The sequence below is a fragment of the Frondihabitans sp. PAMC 28766 genome (assembly GCF_001577365.1).
In the GTDB taxonomy this organism is placed as follows: domain Bacteria; phylum Actinomycetota; class Actinomycetes; order Actinomycetales; family Microbacteriaceae; genus Frondihabitans.
On sequence record NZ_CP014513.1, the window covers coordinates 1,164,889 to 1,185,863 of the forward strand.

28 protein-coding genes are annotated in these 20,975 nt (G+C 63.0%); 17 read left to right on the forward strand and 11 right to left on the reverse strand.

Translation table 11 applies throughout. The annotated features are described in order from the left end of the window. Window position 1: 1 nt before the first annotated feature. Window positions 2-469, reverse strand: coding sequence for a nuclear transport factor 2 family protein (locus AX769_RS05705; RefSeq protein ID WP_066276925.1), 468 nt, complete (start codon window positions 467-469; stop codon window positions 2-4). A gap of 139 nt (window positions 470-608) precedes the next feature. On the opposite strand from AX769_RS05705, the gene AX769_RS25935 reads away from it, so the two are divergent. The 3 genes from AX769_RS25935 to AX769_RS05720 all read left to right on the forward strand — a co-directional run bounded on the left by AX769_RS25935 (window position 609) and on the right by AX769_RS05720 (window position 3,745). Then, window positions 609-1,019 (forward strand): MarR family winged helix-turn-helix transcriptional regulator, encoded by a 411-nt coding sequence (locus AX769_RS25935; protein WP_369824091.1) that lies wholly within the window; start codon window positions 609-611, stop codon window positions 1,017-1,019. A gap of 517 nt (window positions 1,020-1,536) precedes the next feature. Further along, window positions 1,537-3,096, forward strand: coding sequence for an MFS transporter (locus AX769_RS05715; RefSeq protein ID WP_157887473.1), 1,560 nt, complete (start codon window positions 1,537-1,539; stop codon window positions 3,094-3,096). 10 nt (window positions 3,097-3,106) lie between these two features. Further along, window positions 3,107-3,745, forward strand: a complete 639-nt coding sequence (locus AX769_RS05720; protein ID WP_066276931.1) for a TetR/AcrR family transcriptional regulator — start codon at window positions 3,107-3,109, stop codon at window positions 3,743-3,745. 584 nt (window positions 3,746-4,329) lie between these two features. Here the strand turns inward: AX769_RS05720 and AX769_RS05725 are convergent. After that, complete coding sequence (locus AX769_RS05725) at window positions 4,330-4,989, reverse strand: LysR family transcriptional regulator (RefSeq protein WP_082763515.1); 660 nt, start codon at window positions 4,987-4,989, stop codon at window positions 4,330-4,332. A 71-nt stretch (window positions 4,990-5,060) separates the two neighbouring features. Here AX769_RS05725 and AX769_RS23725 point away from each other — a divergent pair, with 71 nt between their 5' ends. The 5 genes from AX769_RS23725 to AX769_RS05750 all read left to right on the forward strand — a co-directional run bounded on the left by AX769_RS23725 (window position 5,061) and on the right by AX769_RS05750 (window position 9,200). Beyond that, complete coding sequence (locus tag AX769_RS23725; protein WP_157887474.1) at window positions 5,061-5,660, forward strand: carboxymuconolactone decarboxylase family protein; 600 nt, start codon at window positions 5,061-5,063, stop codon at window positions 5,658-5,660. 34 nt (window positions 5,661-5,694) lie between these two features. Beyond that, a complete protein-coding gene (locus AX769_RS23730) occupies window positions 5,695-6,114 on the forward strand; it encodes a tautomerase family protein (RefSeq protein ID WP_066276944.1) in 420 nt (139 codons plus the stop codon). A 679-nt stretch (window positions 6,115-6,793) separates the two neighbouring features. Next, the gene (locus tag AX769_RS05740) at window positions 6,794-7,327 is read left to right on the forward strand and encodes a helix-turn-helix transcriptional regulator (protein WP_239452013.1); all 534 of its coding nucleotides are present in this window, start codon (window positions 6,794-6,796) and stop codon (window positions 7,325-7,327) included. Then, a complete protein-coding gene (locus AX769_RS05745) occupies window positions 7,324-8,580 on the forward strand; it encodes an MFS transporter (RefSeq protein WP_066276951.1) in 1,257 nt (418 codons plus the stop codon). Before AX769_RS05740 ends, AX769_RS05745 begins: the two co-directional genes overlap by 4 nt. 221 nt (window positions 8,581-8,801) lie before the next feature. Beyond that, window positions 8,802-9,200 carry a hypothetical protein gene (locus AX769_RS05750; RefSeq protein ID WP_066276954.1) on the forward strand — a complete coding sequence of 133 codons (399 nt, stop codon included), beginning with the start codon at window positions 8,802-8,804 and terminating at the stop codon, window positions 9,198-9,200. Window positions 9,201-9,970: 770 nt separating this feature from the next. Here AX769_RS05750 and AX769_RS05755 read toward each other — a convergent pair. Next, window positions 9,971-10,294: a hypothetical protein gene (locus AX769_RS05755; protein ID WP_066276956.1), complete on the reverse strand. Its 324-nt coding sequence runs from the start codon at window positions 10,292-10,294 to the stop codon at window positions 9,971-9,973. Here AX769_RS05755 and AX769_RS05760 point away from each other — a divergent pair. Beyond that, window positions 10,281-10,493, forward strand: a complete 213-nt coding sequence (locus AX769_RS05760) for a hypothetical protein (protein WP_157887475.1) — start codon at window positions 10,281-10,283, stop codon at window positions 10,491-10,493. The genes AX769_RS05755 and AX769_RS05760 overlap by 14 nt on opposite strands. A gap of 211 nt (window positions 10,494-10,704) precedes the next feature. On the opposite strand, the gene AX769_RS05765 is transcribed toward AX769_RS05760, so the two are convergent. Together AX769_RS05765 and AX769_RS05770 are read right to left on the reverse strand one after the other, a co-directional pair. Beyond that, window positions 10,705-11,295, reverse strand: coding sequence for an RNA polymerase sigma factor (locus tag AX769_RS05765; RefSeq protein WP_066276960.1), 591 nt, complete (start codon window positions 11,293-11,295; stop codon window positions 10,705-10,707). Between the two features lie 405 nt (window positions 11,296-11,700). Further along, a complete protein-coding gene (locus AX769_RS05770; RefSeq protein WP_066276964.1) occupies window positions 11,701-11,889 on the reverse strand; it encodes a hypothetical protein in 189 nt (62 codons plus the stop codon). A gap of 139 nt (window positions 11,890-12,028) precedes the next feature. Between AX769_RS05770 and AX769_RS23735 the strand changes: the two genes are divergently transcribed. From AX769_RS23735 to AX769_RS22915, 3 genes are all read left to right on the forward strand, one after another. After that, a complete protein-coding gene (locus tag AX769_RS23735; protein ID WP_157887476.1) occupies window positions 12,029-12,328 on the forward strand; it encodes a hypothetical protein in 300 nt (99 codons plus the stop codon). Between the two features lie 219 nt (window positions 12,329-12,547). After that, complete coding sequence (locus tag AX769_RS05780) at window positions 12,548-13,267, forward strand: GNAT family N-acetyltransferase (RefSeq protein ID WP_239451954.1); 720 nt, start codon at window positions 12,548-12,550, stop codon at window positions 13,265-13,267. A gap of 35 nt (window positions 13,268-13,302) precedes the next feature. After that, window positions 13,303-13,614, forward strand: a complete 312-nt coding sequence (locus AX769_RS22915) for a GNAT family N-acetyltransferase (protein WP_082763517.1) — start codon at window positions 13,303-13,305, stop codon at window positions 13,612-13,614. Between the two features lie 428 nt (window positions 13,615-14,042). Here AX769_RS22915 and AX769_RS05790 read toward each other — a convergent pair whose 3' ends face one another. Continuing rightward, the gene (locus AX769_RS05790) at window positions 14,043-14,222 is read right to left on the reverse strand and encodes a hypothetical protein (protein ID WP_066276977.1); all 180 of its coding nucleotides are present in this window, start codon (window positions 14,220-14,222) and stop codon (window positions 14,043-14,045) included. 293 nt (window positions 14,223-14,515) lie between these two features. Between AX769_RS05790 and AX769_RS05795 the strand changes: the two genes are divergently transcribed. Continuing rightward, complete coding sequence (locus AX769_RS05795; RefSeq protein ID WP_066276980.1) at window positions 14,516-15,091, forward strand: GNAT family N-acetyltransferase; 576 nt, start codon at window positions 14,516-14,518, stop codon at window positions 15,089-15,091. Between the two features lie 628 nt (window positions 15,092-15,719). Here AX769_RS05795 and AX769_RS23745 read toward each other — a convergent pair. Genes AX769_RS23745 through AX769_RS22920 form a run of 4 tightly spaced genes read right to left on the reverse strand, consistent with a single transcriptional unit; the run spans window position 15,720 to window position 17,553 of the window. Continuing rightward, window positions 15,720-15,869 (reverse strand): hypothetical protein, encoded by a 150-nt coding sequence (locus tag AX769_RS23745; protein ID WP_157887478.1) that lies wholly within the window; start codon window positions 15,867-15,869, stop codon window positions 15,720-15,722. Window positions 15,870-15,871: 2 nt separating this feature from the next. Then, entirely contained in the window at window positions 15,872-16,138 is a 267-nt protein-coding gene (locus tag AX769_RS23750) for a hypothetical protein (RefSeq protein WP_157887479.1), read from the reverse strand. A 54-nt stretch (window positions 16,139-16,192) separates the two neighbouring features. Beyond that, on the reverse strand, window positions 16,193-16,984 hold the full coding sequence (locus AX769_RS05800) for a hypothetical protein (protein WP_066276982.1): 792 nt from the start codon (window positions 16,982-16,984) through the stop codon (window positions 16,193-16,195). After that, complete coding sequence (locus AX769_RS22920) at window positions 16,984-17,553, reverse strand: RNA polymerase sigma factor (RefSeq protein ID WP_239451955.1); 570 nt, start codon at window positions 17,551-17,553, stop codon at window positions 16,984-16,986. The genes AX769_RS05800 and AX769_RS22920 overlap by 1 nt, the downstream gene beginning before the upstream one ends. 289 nt (window positions 17,554-17,842) lie before the next feature. On the opposite strand from AX769_RS22920, the gene AX769_RS23755 reads away from it, so the two are divergent. From AX769_RS23755 to AX769_RS05810, 3 genes are all read left to right on the forward strand, one after another. After that, window positions 17,843-18,184, forward strand: coding sequence for a hypothetical protein (locus tag AX769_RS23755; RefSeq protein WP_157887480.1), 342 nt, complete (start codon window positions 17,843-17,845; stop codon window positions 18,182-18,184). Window positions 18,185-18,472: 288 nt separating this feature from the next. Then, window positions 18,473-19,444, forward strand: coding sequence for a hypothetical protein (locus AX769_RS05805; protein WP_066276985.1), 972 nt, complete (start codon window positions 18,473-18,475; stop codon window positions 19,442-19,444). Further along, window positions 19,441-19,809, forward strand: coding sequence for a GntR family transcriptional regulator (locus AX769_RS05810; RefSeq protein WP_066276987.1), 369 nt, complete (start codon window positions 19,441-19,443; stop codon window positions 19,807-19,809). The genes AX769_RS05805 and AX769_RS05810 overlap by 4 nt, the downstream gene beginning before the upstream one ends. Before the next feature lie 44 nt (window positions 19,810-19,853). Here AX769_RS05810 and AX769_RS05815 read toward each other — a convergent pair whose 3' ends face one another. Beyond that, window positions 19,854-20,378 (reverse strand): ATP-binding protein, encoded by a 525-nt coding sequence (locus AX769_RS05815; RefSeq protein WP_066276989.1) that lies wholly within the window; start codon window positions 20,376-20,378, stop codon window positions 19,854-19,856. Between the two features lie 60 nt (window positions 20,379-20,438). Between AX769_RS05815 and AX769_RS05820 the strand changes: the two genes are divergently transcribed. Beyond that, a complete protein-coding gene (locus AX769_RS05820) occupies window positions 20,439-20,939 on the forward strand; it encodes a GNAT family N-acetyltransferase (protein WP_066276991.1) in 501 nt (166 codons plus the stop codon). The last annotated feature ends 36 nt before the right edge of the window (window positions 20,940-20,975 follow it).

Consider the following 20,975-nt stretch of genomic DNA (forward strand, 5'->3'; position numbering starts at 1 on the left):
TCTAGTTGTCGCCGAACTGGACCTCGCCCAAGGTCACCGAGGCATCCCTCGGAGTCATCGCTTCGATCGCAATCAAGGGGTTCCAATAATCTCTGAAGTGGACGATGAGCCCATCGGCATTGGTCTGCACTATCGAGACGCTGGTTTGCGGGTACGCCTTCCCGGTTGCCCGGACCGTTCCTTCGGCCCGGTAATCAACGACTGCCTCGAAAGGGCTTGCGGTGGCATGGAAGGTGAGTTCGACAAAACGCACATCGAAGGTTTTCGGAAAGTGGGCGACATGCGCTGAGAGCGCGTTCCGACCCGAGATGACCTTCGGAACCCCCACGGGGGCGAAGGGAAATTCGAACACCGCATCCTCCGCGAACAAGCCAGCAACCTGCGCCGTCATCGATTCGTCGACGACGTAGTTGAGATACTCGGCGACAGCTCGTTCCGCCACCGATTCACCCGAAGTCACCTGAATCATTTCGCACCCTATTCATTGGTAAAAAAGACTGTAGGTATTTCCTACAGTTGATTGAGCGTAGCATTCTCGTGTGGGTGATACGCAAGGCGACAACGAAGATCTCCGACCGGATTTGCTGCTGCGGTGGCCGAGCTTCGCGATGGGGCGTCTACACGATCGCGTCCTGTCCGACATAGCCCTCCGCCTCAAAGACCTTGGGCTGACGCTGAGAGATCACAGCGTTCTGAACGCCATCGCCCTGACAGGCGCCCCCTCCCAGCAAGACATCGCCACCGACCTCGGTATCGACCGAAGCGATCTTGTCCGCGTCTTGGACAGGCTTGAAGAAAGCGATGTCATTCGACGCCGTCGGTCGGACGTGGACCGTCGCCGCCACGAGCTCACGCTCACAACCGAGGGCAAAGCTCTTCTCGACAAAGCTAATGACGCCGCCGACGGGGCAACCGCAGGCCGCCTCGCCTCCCTCACCACCGCGGAGCAGGGCGAGCTGCACCACCTTCTCCTCAAAGCATTGGGCGTCACGAGTAGGCCTTGTGGCCCCCACGCCTGAGTCGCCCCTAGCAGTCACCTAGCCCGGGAGCGTTTGCTGACCACTGGGCTCCACGCGGTGACGACCCCCGCCAGCAGGTCTGACAAACGGGTGCCATGAGCCCGGCAAATTCCTCCAAGGGATTACATTGATGCCGCCGCCGGGACACGGGCGCCGAAGATAGCCCAGACTCTTTTCACCAATGACGCCTGGAGCCGCGCGCTCCAAAGCCCTTATGAGGCACTCGTGCCCTGCGAACACCTCGTCTCGAAGCAGGAGACCCCGAATACCGGGCTGGAAAACGGCGGGCAGGCTTCCTGCTCCTCGAGACTGGCGATGCATCCGACCGACCGAAGGCTGACGTCGTCTACGTCTCGACCCAGAAACGCTGACTAGGAATCTAAGGCTCCCAAGGTTCACCGAGGACGAGCCGTAGATCGACGTCAGCCGCAATCTCCTGCCGCGGGTGTTTCCATTCCCGCTATCTCGAGATATGGTTACAGAACGAAACCGTTTCGTAACGATTGGATGGAATGACATGGAGATGACAAGCGGACGCCGCAGAGGCGTGCTCGCCGCGATGGTCGTAGCCGTATCGGTAGTGCTGCTCGGCAGCACGATCCTGAACGTGGCACTGCCCGACATGAGCCGCGCCCTGGACCTCACGAACGAGGGGCAGCAGTGGGTTCTCAACGCCTACACGCTGACGTTCGCAGGATTCCTCCTGATCGCCGGAACCCTCGGCGACCGTTTCGGCCTCCGCCGAACCCTGCTGGTCGGCCTGGGCGGATTCGTCATCGCGTCCGCTCTCGCTTCGCTTCCCACCGACGTCGGCTTCGTCATCGCGATGCGAGCCCTCATGGGAGTCTTCGCTGCGGCGATCCTGCCCACCACTCTCGCGATTATCCTGCGGGTGTATCCGCCCCGCCAGCGTGCCGGCGCGATCGTCGTCTGGGCCGCGGCATCCGGCCTCTCGATCTCGATCGGCCCGTTGGCGGGAGGGCTTCTGCTCAGCGCCGGCCTGTGGTGGGGTTCCGTGCTGGTGCTCGTCGCCCTGGTCGGCCTCATCGCGTTCGGAATGTCGGTCGGCTTCGTGCCGCGACTTCCGACATCCGGCACGGGCGAGCTCCGCTTCCTCCCGGTCGTCATGTCGGTCGGCGGCATCGGGCTGCTCGTCCTGGGAGTCCTCGATGGCGGCCAGAGCGGCGACTGGGTGGCCGTGACGACGCTGGCGCCGATGCTCGTCGGGCTCGCCCTCCTCGCCCTTCTGGTCGTCACGGAAGGACGCCGAAGCGATGCGCTGGCCGACGTCGGACTCTTCCGCCGGGCCGACTTCGCGATCTCGGTCCTCGCGCTCAGCGTCGGCTCCCTCGTCCTTTTCGGCGCGATGTACTTCCTGACCTTCTACCTGCAGGTCGCCCGCAGCTACACGCCCTTCCAGACCGGGCTCCTGTTCGTTCCAATGTCTCTGGGCCTCCTTGCCGGCGCCCCGCTGTCGCGGAAGCTCTCGGACCGATTCGGAGCACGCTCGACCGTGGCCATGGGCATGTTCCTCATCACGATCGCCCTGGCCGCGATGAGTCTCTACACCATCCACACGGCGGTCATCCTGATCCTTGCCGTTTTCCTCGTCCTCGCCCTCGGTTTCGGCCTCGTCCTCAGCCCCGGAACGACGACGGCGATGGCAGCCGTCCCGGCCGACCGCGTGGGCGCAGGATCCGCCCTCGTCAACACTGCTCGTCAGATCTCGAGCGCCCTCGGAACGGCCGTTCTCGGCTCCATCATGTGGTCGATCTACGGTGCCCGGGTCGCATCGAGCATCGCTTCCCTTCCCGACGCGAGCCGCTCCGTAGCGCGCCAGTCGCTGTCGGCGACCCTCTCCCTTGCTCGTGGTCACAGCCAGGTTGCGGCCGCACAGGACGCGTTCATGCAGGCCCTCCACGTCACGGCCCTGGTCGCCGCCGGCGCCGCACTGCTGTGTGCAATCGCCGTCGCCGTCAGTGCCGCCAGATCGGGTTGGCCTGCCTCGACCGGCACCGAGCCGGACGCCTTTCAGAACGAGTCGCTGGCGCCAGGGCTCGAACCGGTCGCGAACTAGGCTGTCTCGCATGCCGAGCTCGCGTGTCTCCCCTAGAAGTCACGAGAACGAACACCAGCCGGGCCGCGGCGAGCGGGCCGAATTCGCACTGATCGGTGCCGTCGTCGACTTGATTGACGAAGAGGGCGTCACAGGTCTGACCGTCGACAAGATCGCCGCTCGCGCCAAGGTCGGCAAGCCGACCATCTACCGCCGTTGGGCAAATAAAGAAGAACTCGTCGCCTACGCCCTCGGCCACTCCGAAGCCCTGGCGCCCTTCGATCCTGACGGTGACCTCCGAACCACTCTCATCGACGTGATCGAGAACCTCGAGTACCGCCTCACTTCGACCCGTGTGGGTCGGGTCTGGTGTCGGCTGCTCGGTTCGGACGACCGGTACTCGGACGCGACCAGAATCTATGCCGACCTCTTCGTCTCGCCCCGGATCGACGCCCTCGTCTCGCTCCTCGAACGAGACATGGCAACCGGATCGCTCCGCCCTGACACCGACCCCGTCGCAATCGTGACCATGATGATCTCCACGGTTGTGGGCGGCGTTCTCAACGTCAGACCCACCGGCAGACCCGCCCCCTCGGCCAAGGCCATAGTCGACGCGTACCTCAACGGCCTTGCTCCCCGATCCGACACTCAGCAGTCGACTCGAACGTAGCAAGAAGACTGACTGGCGTTCACGATGCGTTACGAGCACATCCCACTAACGACCGGGCGGCGGAAGGCTTGAGAAATTTCTGAACGAACGCCCGGATGACTCTCACCACGGACACACCCCGCGAAAGGCTTAGTCCAGGTTCGATGAGTGTCCACGAGCAGGTACCCAGGCGACGATCGCTTCGACGGGCAGGCTGCCGAACGCGCGCAGCCATCCTGGAGTGACGGTCTCAGAAGAGACAGAAGGTCGGCCCGACTTCTGCACAGATCGTAAGCGCGAACGCCCTGGATGACCCGCCGATGACAACGTCCGCGGCCCTGACTTACTCATATGCCGAAGCGTCGTCGACGAGGACACCTGCCGCATGGGCGAACTCGGACGCGACGGCACGGACTACCTAGTCCCCGACGCGTTTCGGGGTGCGTACGCGAGGCTGACCCGTCGCCTTTCTACTGGGAGTCCTTCGACTCGCCAGCTATGGAGGCCGGGAACGAGGCTGGTGAGGAACGGGCCCGGCATGGAGGTGATCCCGGCTCCGCTGGCGGCGAGGCGTAGGCGCGCCAACCAGTCGTTGGCGCGGTGGGTCACCTGGGGGCGCCCGGGAAGGCCCGGCCAGACACCGATTTGCGGCTCGTCGTTGGAAGACATCGGCGCGATCCAGGGAGCACCAACGAGCTTCGCGGAATCAATCGTGATCCGTCGAAGGAGTTCTCGGCCCCTCCGATTCGGAGTTCTGTGTCGATGAGATCGTCGATGACGAGGGGCGGGAATTCGCTGTCGGGAGCACGGTAAGGCATCCGCTGCGAGATGACAGCGAAGTCAAGCGCCCCCGTTCGAAGTGCGCGAACCAATCCTGGCGTAGAGCCCTGCCGACTGACGATTTTCACTTCGGGCCGAGACTGGCGCAGCGCCGCGAGGACCTGGGGAAGCAGTATCGCGCCGGCGACCGGGAAGAACCCGACCCGGAGGGTACGACCAGGAGAGACGCCGGCGACTTCCATGGCCGACAAGTCGAGTCGATCGAGAATATCGATCGCTCCCCTCAGCAGGATGGTGCCCTCCCGAGTCAATTGCACACCGTGAACAGACCTGACGATGAGCGGGTAGCCGGTCTCTCGTTCGAGGGAGCCGATCTGTCGCGACACCGCTGACTGCGAAAAGCCGAGCGCGCGCGCAGCTGCACTGACGCTCCCCAGCTCCGCCACCGCACGAGCCGTCCGCAGAACCGACGTCGACACATCCATGCGCACCAAGCATAGTCACCATGCAGACGTTGCGATTCCCACATAGCTCGTCGGTGTCTAGCGTGAATGACATGAACCATTCGAGCAGTGACGCCCTGGACGGCCGGCTGAGACTTCTGAGCCACGCCGACATGACGGACGCCCAGCGCGACCTCGCCGACAGCATCGGACGAAGCCGTGGTAAGAGCGGCGACCGATCCGGCTATCGAACGACAACCGAGGACGGCCGACTCATTGGTCCCTTCAACCCGTTGCTCCGGGCGCCAGAGGTCGGCGCCGCGTACCTGGCGTGGGCGCAAGCGAACGCCGCATCACCGTTGTCGAAGGTGGTGGTCGAGGCGACCATTCTCGGTGTCACGGCTCGCTGGCAATCTCCGTACGTGCGCTACGCGCACACGATCGCTGCGCGTCAGGCGGGACTGAGCGATGCGGAGATCGAGGCGATCCTGCGTCGCGAGGTCCCGGTCACTGCTTCGGCCGAGATCGACGCGGCCCTCGCGCTGGTCAGCGCCCTCTCCGACAGCCATGTCGTGCCCGACCGCATCTATGACAGGGTCTCTGCCCAGTTTGGTGAGGCAGGCACAGTGTCGCTTGTCTCTCTCATTGGCCAATACACGACCACGTCCGCACTGCTGGCATGCTTCGCCGTGCCCGCCCCTGAGCAGCCCTGACGGGGTGACCAGAAAACACAACAGAAAGAGCACCATGCCACTCACCAGCATCGATATCCACGAAGGCGCGTACAGCGCTCAGGACCGGAAGGCCATCTCGGACGCTCTGCACCAGGCCATGAAAGACGTCCTCAGGATCCCGGAAGACGACCGCCTGCACGTGTTCTACGAACACCCCGAAGCGACGATGTTCCACGACAACGTCATCTTCGGTGCGCCGCGAGACGAGCGCCTCATGTTCGTCACCTTCTCCTTCAATGACAGGGATGCGAAGACCAAAGAGAAACTGTTCGCCACCGCCGTTGAACGCCTCACCGAGATTGCGGGCGTTCGCCCTGAAGACGTCATGTTCCGTGTCCTCGAGACGGCAAAGGCCAACTGGTGGGGGTTCGGCCGGACCCTTGACCCGGCGACGGGCTATGACTCACGGATGACCGTCGTGCCCGGCAGCTGACGCGCGGAAAAGCGCGCACGGTTTCCTAGCCGCTGGTTGAGGATCGCATCAACTGGAATCGGCGGCGGGCACGGCTTCCACCATTTCGCTCACCCCACCTCGATCGGGACACTGACACGCAGCTATCAGAGGCCCGCTTCGAAATGAACCTGGCCTTTGCCGCGCCGCGAGCTGATTCGATTGACGCTCGCCAATTTGCCCACCGGATCAGCGCCCCTGCGGCCGCCATCGAGCTACTCGCCCACCGGGATCATTCCCTTGAAGCCCACAACCACCGGTCAACTGCGGTACACGATCGCTCAAACACGTCGATCGAGCCAGACATGGCCTTTCCTCTGAGAAAACTTCCGTATGAGGTTCCCACTCGCGCGGCTAGCGGCGCGAACGATGAAGGTCCCATCGCGAACGCGGCCGAGCCGCCCGCTGAATGTCAGCCACAGAGACACGCGAGCTTCAGACGGTTGGCCTCAGGTTTTCGTACGCGAACGATCCACTCTGCGAGAGGGTGGCCTCGGCTCGGCTTCGTGTGGGTCTTGGGCAGCTCCGAATCTGCCGGTTGATGGTGGCCAGTCCGTTGTGTGAGCCAAGGTTGGTATTGAGAGTGTTCTCTCGATAGTCTTCTCTCAATTGAGGGGGCCGCATGAATCAGCTAGGTGATGTCGAGCTTGATGCTCGCGGCATGCGTGCTCTGGCACATCCGGTGCGCCTCGCGATCTTGCGGCGATTGCGAGAGGAGGGCGTGTCGACGGCCTCCAAGCTGGCGCCGCATGTTGGTGCTAGTCCCTCCGTGACGAGTTGGCATCTTCGCCATCTCGCCGAGCACGGGCTCGTCGAAGACGCACCGAACGGAAGTGGCAGCGGCCGTCAGAGGTGGTGGCAGGTCGTAGGACGTGGGTTCCGGTTCGACGTAGGTGCCGCGGATGCCGAGGCGGGTGCGGCGCTGTTCGACGCCTTGGAGCGAGACGAAGGAGATCTGGTCACTGCTTGGGTCGAGGAGACGCGACCCCGGCTCGAGCCTGAATGGTTGTCGGCCTCCAGCCGATGGAACACCGTCGTCTGGGTGTCTCCGGCTGAGCTTGAGGCTCTTGAGGAAGCCCACGAGGCTGTGCTCGTGCCACTTGTCGCGAGACGAATAGAGGAGCGGCCGCGCGACTCCCGACCTGTCAGGATCCTCCGCTACGTCCTGCCGTCCGCCGCACCCGAGTTGTCGTGATCGGCCGCGAGGGAGAGAAACCTCGTTCCTTGTGGCGGTCGCAGTCTTTCCTTCGCTTCTGGACGGGAAACGCCGTTTCGTCGTTCGGCGACCAGATCACGGCACTCGCACTTCCCTTCATTGCCGTCACCGAGTTCGAGGCGACGCCGTTCCAGCTGGGCATCCTCACCGCCGCGCTGTGGGGGCCGAATCTGCTGGCGATTCTGATAGGAACGTGGGCGAACGTCGTCCGGCAGCAACGCTGGCTCCTTGTCCTGGCCAACATCCTTCAGGCAGCAGCGCTGTCGGTCGTCCCAGTGGCGTTCATCACCGGGACCTTGAGCATGTCCTTGCTGTATGGGGCGGCTGTCGCTCTCGGGTTCGGAGGAGTCCTATTCGACAGCACGTACCCGGCGCTCTTTGTTCGCCTGGTGCGGCGGGACCAGTACGTCTCTGCGTACTCGGCCTTGTCGACGACGCGAGGGATGGCTGCGATCGGCGGGCCGGCCCTGGGCGGTGGCTTGATCCAGCTTCTGGGAGCCCCGCTCGCGGTTCTCGCCGACGCGGTCTCCTTCCTCGTCTCAGCCATCGCAATCGCGTCTCTCCACACACCGCCTAAGCCTCGAGAGCACGCATCGACTGAGCCCTATCGCCGCCGCCTCCGCCTCGGTCTTATCTACTTGCGCCAGCACCAAATCCTTCGGGCGAGCTTGTTCGCATCAGCGACGATGAATATCACTTCCCTCGCAATCCAAGCTCTTCTCGTGCTCTACGCCACGCGTTACCTCGACTTGAACGCGGGGCAGATCGGGCTCGCGCTCGGCCTAGGCGCCGCCGGTGGGCTACTCGGTGCCCTGACGGCCGGTCCGCTCGCCACAGGGATCGGCAGCGGACCCTCCATCGCGATCGGGGTCGCCCTTAGCTCCCTACCATTCATCGCACTCCCCATCGCCGGGGAAACGCAACTCAGTGCCTTCGTCGCCCTCAGCGCGGCGGAGTTCGTATCCGCCTGGGCAATCATGGTCTTCGACGTCAACAACAACTCTTTGACCGTCGCGGTCACCGACGACGACATGCGATCACGCGTCTCCGGCGCGTACTCGACCATCAACTACGGCAGCCGCCCCCTTGGCGCCGTCCTCGCTGGCATCGCTGCCACAGCTGCCGGGCCCGGCCTCGTCATCGGTGCCGCGGCTGTGCTCGGTGCCGCAGCTGTGGCATGGGTGCTCCCCTCGCCAATCCTGCGAGTCCGGCGGATTACTGACCTCGAATAGACCAAACGCCGCCACGAGATTGTTGCCAGTCGCACCGTGACCACTGGACGACCCCCTCCGGACGGCGGATCAGCATCCAAGAACGATGCGTACGGAAGGGGTTCCTGCTCGGGCGGTCGGCCACCTGCCGCTGGCGTCCCGAACAGGGGGCTCCGCTTCGTGGTGACAAGAAGTACTTTGTGGGCGTGGGGAAGAGAAGTGGGTCTCGAGCGATTCTCGTCGTGTCGATCATCGCGGTGGTGCTGGTTGCGCTCGTCTCGGGATACCGGGTTTGGTCGAACGTGAATGAGCGCACGCAGACCGCGGCCGCTTTCAGTGCCCTGCGAATCGTAGACAAGCGCATCGACCTGCCCAGCGAGATTCCGGACACCACTCGCACCGAAAGCGGCCTGGCCGTCCGTCGAGGGGGCTCAGGAAACGGGCCGACCATTGTCTATTCGTTCGCCGCCGCCGACACCCCAGATTGGGAGGCGCGATTTCACGCCGCGATGTATCGGGCCGGCTATGGCAAGGGTGATGAGCCGTGGTCTCTCCGAGTTCGCGGGTACGACGTGACTGTTCTTTCGGCGGGTCCTGATGACTCGAACGGCCGTGTGTACATTTCCATCTCGACGCTTTGACCCCCATGTACCCCGGCAATTGCTGTCGCCAGGTAGACGCTGCGCGCTGACGCCTTCCTTTGGTGTATGGACCTGGGGCACGCGGCACCGAAGCGAACGGTGCCACCACTGTCGAGTTCCCCGTGGCTCGAACCACCTGGACTCGTCGGCGTCCGGATGGGGTTCCCCTCCGCGCGCCGGTTGAGATGAGCGAGGGAGGTCCCTCTTCGTACTTCGGCGGAGGCCTACGGTGGGGGTCCGGATTGCGCCCCACGTGCAGTCGGCGGGGTCACTTTTCAGCGTTGGCATCGGCGTCTTCGTGAAGCTACGCTCCCGCTCGTGAGACATTCCGCTTCCGCAATCATGGCCATCGGGCTGGCGCTCGTTCTCCTCTGCGGTCTCATGGTGACTGTCTACAGGCGCGGACTCTCCAACGTCGCCCAACCTCCTAGTCGATTGCTTCGCTACTCTGCGATGGTTTTTGCCATCGCAGGAATCCTCTTCTGCCTCTTCGGCTTCTTCACGGGTTCCTAGACGCGAGTCACACCAAGGCACACGCAGCCATCCGTGCAAAGCACGCCCGAGGTTGAGCTTGCGGCCGTCTTCAAGGTTTGGGTGCCGCGCAGCAACGGCCCAGGTGGGAGACGGTGGTCGCGACGTTCTGCAACGGCCGTCATAGCGTTCCTGCTCGACGTCGCCGTCCCGGTAGTTCAGCTGTTCGGCGTCGCTTTTCGGAACCGTCACAAGCCCACGAGGTGAAGGCCTTGCACGGTCGCCTATCACGACCCCGGCTATCCGACGTAGAACGTGATCTGCTCAGAGTGGCCGCTTTGGATGAGGGCACCGGTGGAGTCGCGCAGCGTGTTTCCCTGCGCGTCCACGAGAGCAGACGAAGCCATGACGATTTGCTCGGGAACAGGGTTCGGGGTGCCAGCGTATGTCGCCTGGTAGCTCCATTGGCCGTCTGTTCCGACGACGATCGGATTGTTCAGGTAGGCCTGGCCGTACTCCTCGGCGCTGCTGCAGTCGTCGGGATGACCGGGATCCACGCAGTCGACCGCGAGGTAGATGTTCGTGCCGGGAGTCCCTGTTCCTGAATAGGTGATGCTCGTCACCCCGGCCGGAAACACTTCGCCCGCCGTCGGTGTCAGAATCACCGGGGTCTTGATGGTGGTCGCCGTAATCGGCGTGGGCAGTGGCGTTGGCGTCGGAGTGCTGGCGGGCTCCTCGTTTCCTGAAGCTGAGGAGGAGCTCGAAGGCTTCGTGGAGGAACTTGGTTCCGGCTGTTCCGAGGTCACGCTCGGCGACGTCTGAACGGCTGCGATCCCGCCGCCCCCCGATGCCGGGTGCAGCGACGCATAGGCATAGCCGCCTCCGGCGATGGCCAGGACGCATGCGGCTGCGATCGAGAGGAACAGCGAGATCCGACGAGTCGATCTCCCACGACGAGATCCATTCGCCACCGTCTCGACGAGTACCGATCGGATGGCGTCGTCGTGGGCAGGATCGAACGGGCGCGGTGCGGTCATGACAATTCCTCCGTCGAGGGAGTGACTACGGCGGTTCCGTCGAAGGAACCGGTGAGAGCTGCAAGCTTCTGCTTGGCTCGCGAGAGACGGGACTTGACGGTCCCGACGGGCAGCGAGAGCACTGATGCCGCCTGCGCTATGGGCATCTCGTGCAGCACGCAGAGCGTGAGCACGTCACGGTCTTGCGGCTTGAGTGACAGGAAGGCCTTGCGCACCGAAGCGGCTTCGGATGAGCCGTCGACGGCCTCGAACTGGTGTCCGTCGAATTCTGGGGGCTCGTACTGGCTCGCAATCTTGGCTAGAGCCGCTCGATGACGCCGAGCCGAGCGCGCGGCGTTCGCCACGGTGTAGTTGGTCGTCACGAGGAGCCAGCCGAGTATCGAGTCGTCGGCGAGACGCACGGAGTCACGCTTACGCCATGCCTCCAAGAAGACCATCGCGGTGACGTCTTCAGCATCCAGTCGCGATCGGAGAAGGCGTGAAGCCTGACTGAAGACTCTTGCGCGATGCCGGTCGTAGAGTGCTCCGAACGCCTCCGCATCACCACTTTTCGCTCCGTGCCAGAGCCCCGAGTCGTCTTCCGTCATCTTGCTGTCCCCCTATCCGATACCTCTCTTCTGACTGGTGTCCGCACACCGGAGAAGGTTCCATTTTTGAGCTACGCGAGATTAGAAACTACGACGAGTCGCCCGTATCCGAAGATGTCTCTGTAGGAACAGAGCAGCCGAGGCGGCCATCGCAACTGTCTCAACTATGAGCTTGAGCCCCGCTTAGAACCTTCGTACGGCCCTGCGCGCCTGCGGAGTGTTCTCCCGGACACGCGCTCCCGTGGCATCGCTTGACGCCCCTCGGCGGTGTTGCGCATCTGAGAAAGACCCAGACCTCGTAATCGTTGGCCAGCGGTTCCTCACCCGTCGCCCTTCTCGGTGCACGGTTGACGTTCCCTCGCGAACGCCGTCCGAGCCGCACGGAAGCGGCCCGCTTACCGAATGTCAGCTTCGGCTGCGTCGAGTGCGAAACAGGCCGACGGTGCCGATCACCATCAGGACCACGCCGATCGGAAAAAATATCTGAGGAATTAGGGTCTTGATGGCGTGAGAATCAAAGAGGTACAAGGCACCGAACACCAACACGAACACGATGCCGGCGCCGAGGAAGATGGCAGCTTGCCTGCGTCTCATAGCGCGATGGTAGCGCCATGATGGGTGGCACGATTTCCTGCGGGACGAAAATTCCATGCGACCGTTTACGGTTCCGCTCACGGCCGCGGTCTGCAGTCGGATGCACCGCGGCCTCGGAAGCGAGGCATAGTTTTACGGCATGGCTGACAGCAACGACGACGCAGGGAACCTTCTCGCAACGTCTCGACGTCTGCTTCGAGTAGCTCAAGTCCTGTGGGCAATTGCTTTTCTTGGAATCGCTGGCCCTTCGTGCGTCGGACTCGCCGGCCTTTCATCTTTCTGGATCGGCGTCGCCGGGAGCGTCACCAGCGTGATGCTGATGGCAGGTTTCGTTGTCTATGGGCAATCTCGTCGTTACGAAAACAAGGCAGTTTTGGCCGAAGCCTTCGCTTCGGAGGGCACCCCGGGCGGTGGAGCAGCCCCAGCTCCAGGGGCCTGACGGAGTGCGGGCCGCCGCCACCCAGACGTCGGCTGCGGGAGGCCCCTTCCAGGACCACTTCGATGTCGTGTTCGACTGGTCAAGTCAAATCGTTTCCGGCGATGCGTTCGTCTTAGAACATGACGGGCATGAGACCGCCTTCACCGTCCTTGACGGCCACCAGCGCTGACACGCAGGTCCAGCCGATCGTTTCCAGCGAACCTTCGCGGCGATCTAACCGTGATCGACGCATTGTTCCTCGCTGGTTCCGAGTCGGCAAGCGATCGGCGATCGGATGTTTTGAGATCAGCGGGGTGGGCAGGAACCCATCAGAGCGTCACTGAGCGCAGCGGGTTCTTCCTCAGCAACGTGGTGGCCGGAATCGATGCCGTGGCCGCGCACGTCCTGGGCCTCAAGTCCTTATTCTCACCGGGATATCGTCATTGCATGACGATTGGGTTAGTTGCCGTCCGGGACGCCATCGTGGGCGACGCGAAGGGCATCGCACGAGTACACGTCGATAGTTGGCGCGAAACTTACGCGGGCGTCCTCAACGAGCGCTTCTTCTCCGAGGATGTTTTCGACCGCCGTGCTGCGTTCTGGTCAAGCTACTTAGACCTCAGCCCGCGTCCTGGGTCCCTAGCGGTGGCGGAGATCGACGGGACGATCGTTGGTTTCGCGAACTCAGGCAAGTCGATCGGCGTCGACGCGGAGCACGGTTTCCCCGCGGCGCGCCCGCTCACGCTCTTCTCGATCTACCTTCTGGCGCAGTCACAAGGAACAGGCGCCGGTCAAGCGCTCCACGATGCCGTCGTCGGTGACCGTCCGGTCCAGCTCTGGGTGTTGCAAGGCAACGGCAGGGCGACAGCGTTCTACGAACGGAACGGCTTTGCTTTCGATGGATCGCAATACGTGGACCCCGGGGATTCACACCTTATCGAGCTTCGGATGGTTCGTTAGGGGGTTCTGCTGATGGTCAGCTCTACGCTCGTCACATGACCCGTGTCCGCCTTGCTGAACAGCAGGACCTCGAGGTCATCGAGCAGATCGAGAACGACGCCGATCAACTCCTGATCCGTCGTCTGAAACCAGAATCGTGGTCTCCGGCGCCCCCGGGGACCGCTCGATTGTCTGAGCCGGGATTTCTTCTCGTCGTGGAACTTGACCATGGCCCGGTCGCGGGCTTCGTCCACGTCTTCGAGGTCGACGGCATCTGCCACCTGGAGCAACTGTCTGTCGCGCTCGAGCACGCTCGGCAGGGCTTGGGCCGAACGCTCGTAGAGGCTGCTATGCAGCTCGCACGATGAAGATTCCCCTACGAGGGCCGGGCGAGGTGCACGGTCGACGTTCGAGGGTAGACAGGCGGCCGAAAGTAGCGCCGCCTAGGAGCGCGGGCCGGTTCTGATTCTCCGCCGGGACCACACGTAGAGCGCGAGTCCGACAACGAACGAGACTGACGGAAGATGAACGCCTGAACTGTGGTCAAGTGATGCTGTTCAAACAACCGGGGAACGGTGGTTACGAGGCCGACAACGCCGATAACGACGATCCAAACGGAGATGCCGAGCAGTACCCGAAAGCGCATTTTTGGATCCTTGATCTTTGCCACTCAAGTCCTCCTCGACCGGCCATGTCAGCCAATCGGAGCGTAACAACTGGCTCGAACCGTGTTTCGCAGTGCCCGCAGAGCGTTCCCTGGAGAAGCACCTCGCGTCGAGCCGAGTCGGCGGCTCAATCAGTCTTTTTTACTAATGCGTACCTGCTCCAGGACGACGCCAACGACGCCTCCTGCGATCAGCAACCAGCCGGCAATGGTCAGATTGTTGTCGACGTTAGGGAGAAGGAAGCCCGCGCCGAGTAGAACCATCACGATGGCTGCAACCAAGATGCCAGGACGAAATCGCTTGGGCAGCATGTGGCTCCCTTCGCTCGTATTCGAACTCAACCATCTAGCTTTTGTTTCACCGGACAGATGACGAGAGGCGAGACGCACTCGAGTAAACCATTCGATTGCGTCCGTCTGCTCATCCAGCCCGCGCGGAGTTCAGCGCGAATGATGGAGGTTCCCTTCTCAACACAAGACGATGCGCACGGTCGACGTCCGGCTTGCGAACATGACCTCGCGCGAAAGGCGAAGGCGTCGCAAACTCCCGCACGAGCACTTCGCAAGGTTGGGGCGGCCTTCGGGCGGCGATCTAGAGTCGTTGAGTGGAAAAAGTCACTCTCAAGACGTCGCGGTTGACTTTGCGCGCCCCGCTCTTGGCGGATGTCGTCGCAATCACAATCGCGTGCCAAGACGCCGAGTTGCAGCGGCGTGTGCCCATCCCTTTGCCATACACGCGCCAATCGGCGGTCGACTACGTCGAGACGTTCTCCAACACGGGATGGGAGGCGGGGCGTACGTGCACGTGGGCTCTCGATCATGACGGCGCGTTCGCCGGGGTCATAGGGATCGATCTCCTCGGCGACTCTCGCGGAGAGCTCGGTTACTGGCTGTCGGCCGAGTGGCGCGGACACGGCCTGCTGACCGAAGCGGCTCTCCGAATAATCGACTTCGCATTCGCTCCCACGCCCGACGCGCTGGGTCTGGAACGCTTGGGGTGGCGAGCGTTCGCAGGGAACATCGCCTCGGCACGAGTCGCGCAGAGAGTCGGGTTTCGGTTCGAGGGCGTCTCACGCCGAGCTGGGGTCGGCCGACAAGGACTCGAAGACGAATGGCTCGCTAGTCTCCTCCCCAGCGACGGCCGAAGCCCAACCACATGGTCGATCCCAGAACAGACCTGAGGCGGCTATGAACCAAAACTGAACGGATGACGTTCCCTCGCGAACGGTGTCCGAGCCGCACGGAAGCCGTCCCCTCTCCTGCGTCGGTCACCACGAACGGCGAGGGGCCTTCGAGGATCTCGGATCAGGGATTGGGCCAGTCATCGTTGGGCCCGTCCCGCAGAACGTGTAGGTCTACATCTACTTCAGCGCCAATTCGTCCGAGAAGCCCAATCCAATGACGGGGAATGTTTATCCCGTGGCTTTGAAAGGCCCGCACGTCGTAGTAGCGGACGATATCGAGATACCTGACGACCTCCTCAGGGAGGCGAACGGCTCTCTCTAGGGACTCCGAGGCCCGGTCCCAAAGCTGAGCCAAATGATCGTCAAGGTCAGCCGTTTTGGGTAGCGTCGAGCGGACTTGCCATCGGGGGAAGGTGTAGCGGGAGCGCGCCGGCGGTAGATGTTCGTGCTGGACCGAGGAGGTAATGTCGATTGGTTCCGTAGGCGGCAGCTCGAGCGCAGCAGGATCCTCAGCGCTCACCTCTCGATGAAGCGTGTAATCAGTCATGTTGCCCGCGGCGCGCGGGGGTGTCGGGTGACAGCACAAGAGCGCCGGCCAGACGGTCGGCGCTCTTGCGGCGCTCGGTTACGGGCTGGTGGGTGGGTTGCTGTGCATGAATGGTGGTCCGCCTGCGACGAGGGTGTAGATGACGACGAAAAGGACGCAGCACACGGCGATGGTGACGATGGCGCCGACCACGATGGCGAGTACCGTCAGCCATCGCCTAGTGTTCATGGTTAGCATTTTTCCAGACTGCCGTGGTTTGCCCAGGGGATGGTAAACGTTCCGTTCAGGTCTGGGATGGACGGGTAGCCGGTGAGAGATGTCGCTCCGTTGCAGCTGGTCATCTTGATTTGGGTTTTGGTGACGCCGGGTTGATTGTTAATGCCGTTGACGACGAAGAGGTCGGAGCCGGTGAGAAACCGATCGAAGCGATCGAGAAGCTCCTGTTGCAATAACCGCCAGAATCCGCCGTTCCGTTTCGCACGCGATAGGCGGCGCACGCTAGCCGTCCGGCTTTCGGGCGAACAGAATTGCTGCCGGGTACCGGGGTGTGCCTACTTGTTGTGGTCCGTGTTATTGGTGGCGGCCGGGTCGCTGCCGCAGGTTGTCGTGCCGATCCCGAACTTGCCGATCACGGTGGTCCCGTCTGATTTGTAGACGTTGATGCATCCGGTGCCCATAAAAGCGTCAGACTCCTTGGCGTAGATGAAGCCGATCTTCCCGTTCGTCGCCTGCGCTCCTTCCAGATCGGGGAAGCCGCTCTTTCCGTTGGGTGCACCGTAGGTCTGGCCGTGGGCATTGACACCCCAGGCGCTCGTTGTCGCGTCACCGTATTTGGCGACCGCTTTCCAGGTCGTGCCGGGGTCGGCCGTGACCGTGATCGAAGTGCTGCCGGGGGCGAGGTAGCCGTCTTTGATGTGCACGGTCGTCTTTCTTGTGGCGCAGTTCCACTCGCCGGTCGTGACCAGCCACGTCGCCTTGCCCGCGGCGTCCTGCGAGAACCCGCTCGTCGATGGGACGGAAATGTTGCCAGTGTCGCTGACGCAGGTGACGTCGATGATCACGGTGTTCGCTCCGTACGCGGGGGTGCCGAGCTGAATTGTCGCGGTGCCGGTGCGCGTGACAGTCACCGCCGTCCCGATCGGTGCGACGGTGGTGCTCCCAGGGAAGCTGTGAACGACGAGGGCAGCCCCCATCGTCGCCGCAGCGGCGATCGCGGCGATACCGACCGCTGCCAGGCGGGTGCGACGCTGGTGCCGCCGGAGGCCGCTCGTCTTGGTGCCGACCGCGACGAGCTCGGCGCGGACTGCGGCGGCGAATCCTGCGTCCAGCTCGAAGTCGTCCATCAACTGTTCCCTTCTATCTGAAATGGTGCGGGGTCGAGGTCATGCAGATCCAGGCGGAGGCGTGCGCGCGCACGATGGAGCCGAACGCGAGCGGTCGACGGTTTCAGGCCGACCACTTCGGCGGCCTCGGCGAGCGGGATACCTTCCAACACCGTAAGGACCAAGAGCGCGCTGTCGATTGAAGAGAGTTCGCGGAGGGAATCCTCCAGCCGACTTCGGGTCTCCATCCTCTCCGCGTCGGGCCCATCGTCCGCCGTGCTCCGCGGAGCCGTTCGGAGGAAGCGCTGATAACGCGTTGTCGAGCGGCGCAGATTGCGGGACAGGTTGAGGGCCGTGACCAGAAGCCAGGGAAGGACCGACCCATTCGCCGGCGTGACGCTATGGCGTTTACGCCAGAGTTCGAAGAACGCGGCTGCCGTGATGTCCTCAGCGTCGTGCTGCGAGTCGACGAGGCCCAGGGCACGACGATAGACCCGATGGCGATGCAGATCGAACAGACGACCGAAGGCCTCACCGTCGTTTTGGCGCGCTCGTTCCCACAGCTGGAACTCGGCCGAATCATCCGTCACACCTAAGAGTGTCCGCAGCAGCTCGATTCGTTACAGCGCAATCGCCATCGGTTCCACAAATCTGCTCTCCGGCCCGCGCAAGCGATGCATTGCGAGGTTCTGGACAACGCACGCCCAGGGTTGCGCTCGGCCCCGCCCCTTTCGCGAACGGTGACGGTCCCGTCTGCGAATACGGTGCGCGGTCGCATGATCTTCGGCCAGGACTTCAAGGCGCGCCCCCTACTCGCGGGCTTCCCAACCGGTCTCTCCCATACTTTCGTTGAATTCTGTTCTGAGGGGGGATGCTGAAATGGCGAAATCGCGACTTGATCGGGTGGGTTTCCACGCCCTGAACGGTGTTGGAATCCTGGCCACCGGCGTGGCCCTGGCCATAGTTTTCAATCAGAATCTGATCGCCTATCAGAACTGCGGCGAGCGGCCCGCGGGGCATGCCTGCAGCGACGCAGGAACCTCCGGGAGCTTGGCTTTGGTTGCATTGGGTGGAAGCGCAGTCCTAGTCGCCGCGTTCTTCTTGGGCCGTAGCCGGATAAGCCGCGGCAAAACCGGCTCCTGGTTTTCCCCGGCAGCTCTAGGTGCTGTCGTGATTTTGACCCTGGCCGGGCTTGGCGTAGTGATCTTCGCCACGAGGTAGTGGGCACTGCTGAGGGTTTGGTCGACTCGCTCTAAAACGGACGGATCGATAGGCGTTCCCGGACGTGTATCTCAGCCGTCCCCGAAGGTCATTTCGGTCCGCGCGGAGACGAGACTGATCTGCATTTGTTGCGGTCATTGCCCGGAACGCGAAGGCAGCTGAATTGTCGATGCCCTCCACGCGAAGCGCGGGCCGTCCATCTCACATCCCCCGCGTAATCTTGTTCTGGTTTATTGACACAACAGGGAAGTTCCGTTTGTATGGGTGAAATGACACAAGGGGGTTCACGTGATGCAGCCATGGTTTCTCGGGGTATTGGCGGTCGTCGCGATTCTTCTCGTGACCGCCGGCCTTCGTCCCGCCCTTCGTCCCGCGCCGCAGGGGGGCGCCGCTCACACTGGCAGCGCCAGCATTATTCGCCGCGCAGCGGCCGTGGGGCTGGCGGCGGGATTGCTGGCAGCTGTCGTCTTCGGGATCGCGCAGGTCCGATCTGATTCCGTGTCGAGCCCGTTCTATCTCCGATTTTTGAATGAGGGCCCGCCCGATGTATTCGGCTTCGGCCAGGTGTTCTCTCCCCTGATCGGCGCGGTCGCGGCCTTGCTGGTGGTGTTGTTCGCGCGAGGACCTCAAGGCCCGCAGCCATCGGTGCGGACCATTGACCTCTCATATCGTCGTCAGAAGCTTTTGTCTTTTCCGAACGCGCTCCCGGTGGGTGTCGCGGCGATTCTGTTGGTGCTCGTCGTCGTGGCTTTGTGGACGATTATGGTCGATGACGGTGGGGGCACCTTCGCCTGGTCACTCGACGTCACCCGGGGCAGTACGACCAACGGTGCTCAGGGATTTGACGGCTGGTTCACCGCCGCTGCGATTACCGCCGACGTTGTCGTTGTAGCTCTTGCCGTCGCCGCCTTGGTCCTCCTTGAGACGTCTCCCGGGAGCGGCAGCACAGCCACCCAACGCCAGGACTCTCTCCGACGCCAGAGCTTGGCCCGCGCGGTCGTCGCGATCGCCGTCACAGGGCTGTGCATGGCCATAGGCACCCTGCTCTGGCACGCCGGCGCGACAACTTGGGCAGAGTCGTTCTTCCCCATCATCGGCGACTGCCACAGCACCGGCCCCGGCTCATCGATGTGCAGACAGATCGGGATGAACTACGCCCAACCCGCTCACCTCATCGGCATCATCGAGATCATCGCCGGAATCGGGGCATTCGGCCTCGCCACCGTGATGCTGACTCGACTGGTGCGGGACCCGGCATGATCCAGGTCGATGTCACTGACCCAACCCCTGTCTTCGAACAACTTCGAGTAGAGATCGCGAACCAAATCCGATTAGGGATCCTCCCTACCGACGCACGCCTCCCGACCGTCCGCCAACTCGCCGCCGACCTCGGCGTCTCCCCGGGAACCGTCGCCAGAACGTACTCCCTCCTCGAAGCCGACGGGCTCATCGTCACGCGACGAGGCGCCGGCACCCGGGTCAGCATCCAGGCCGACAACTACCCTCAAATCCTCGATGCCGCCCTCGACTTCACCGCCGCCATCCGCCAGCAAGGCCTCAGCCTCGAACAAGCGCTCCTTGCCGTCCGAGCTGCCTGGGCAACAGACGGCGACGTGAACGGATGACGTTCCCCTGCGAACGCTCGTCGAGGCGCATGGAAAACGTCCGCCTATCGGACAGGTCCTCGACGAATTTTTGCGAGTAGCTGGTCGATGCGCTGAGGGTCTCTGGTGTCTTGAGCGTCGATGACTAGTGCGCTCTCGTCGGTAGGTGACTCGAAGCTTCCTGCGTGCTCCTTGAGTACCGCATCCGTCACGTCATGGCGCTGCTGCAACTCGCGGTTCGCATTGACACGCTCGCGTTGCAAGGCGAGGTCGATCTGGACCCACACCAGTGCGAAGTCGGTCTTTGCGGCCGAGGCCGAGGCGCGCCACTGGTCGCGGATGAAGCGAGGGGAGCCTGTGTCATCGACCACGACTTGCCGGCCCTCGCGAAGAAGGGTCTCGACGCGCTCGTGTGCGATCTCATCCGACGCCGCCCATTCCTCCAAAGGGATGCCCTGTCCGCCGTAGAGGCCACGTTCCTCGTTGATGGCGTCCAGGCTGATGAGGCTCGCATCGAGTTTTTCGGCCAGACGAGCAGCGAGGGTGCTTTTACCGGCGAACGAAAGCCCACACATCAGCGTCAGTGCCATGCACGGCAGGTTACTGATTCGCGGTCGCACGTGTCCATGCGACATCGGTACGGTGCTGTCATGCTTCCTGGCCCCACTCCGCGGCTTCGCTTCCGCGAGATGACCCACACAGATCTCGATTACATGGCGAACCTTCTCAGCGACCCTCGGGTGATGGAGTTCTACCCGGCGCCCAAGAGCCGCGACGAGGCAGCTGAATGGATCGCCTGGAATCGGGAGAACTACAACACCTACGGTTTCGGACTCTGGATCATCGAGACGCACTCAGGAGAGTTCGTCGGGGACTGCGGGCTGACGTGGCAGGACGTCAACGGGACGCCGGAGCTGGAAGTCGGGTACCACGTTCGCTTGGCGTTGCAGGGGCAAGGCTTCGCGACCGAGGCCGCTGCCGCCTGCCGAGACTTCGCGCGAGAGAAGCTGGACGCGTCCGACCTGGTGGCGATCATCAATCCCGACAACGCGGCCTCAGAACGGGTCGCGCGGAAAATCGGGATGAGCCGGCGCAAGGACGACCTCGGTGGGCATGTCACCGTCCGGACTGTGCTCGGCATGGACTTGTAGCAGCGTCTCGAAAGACGATCTGCTACCGAGACGATC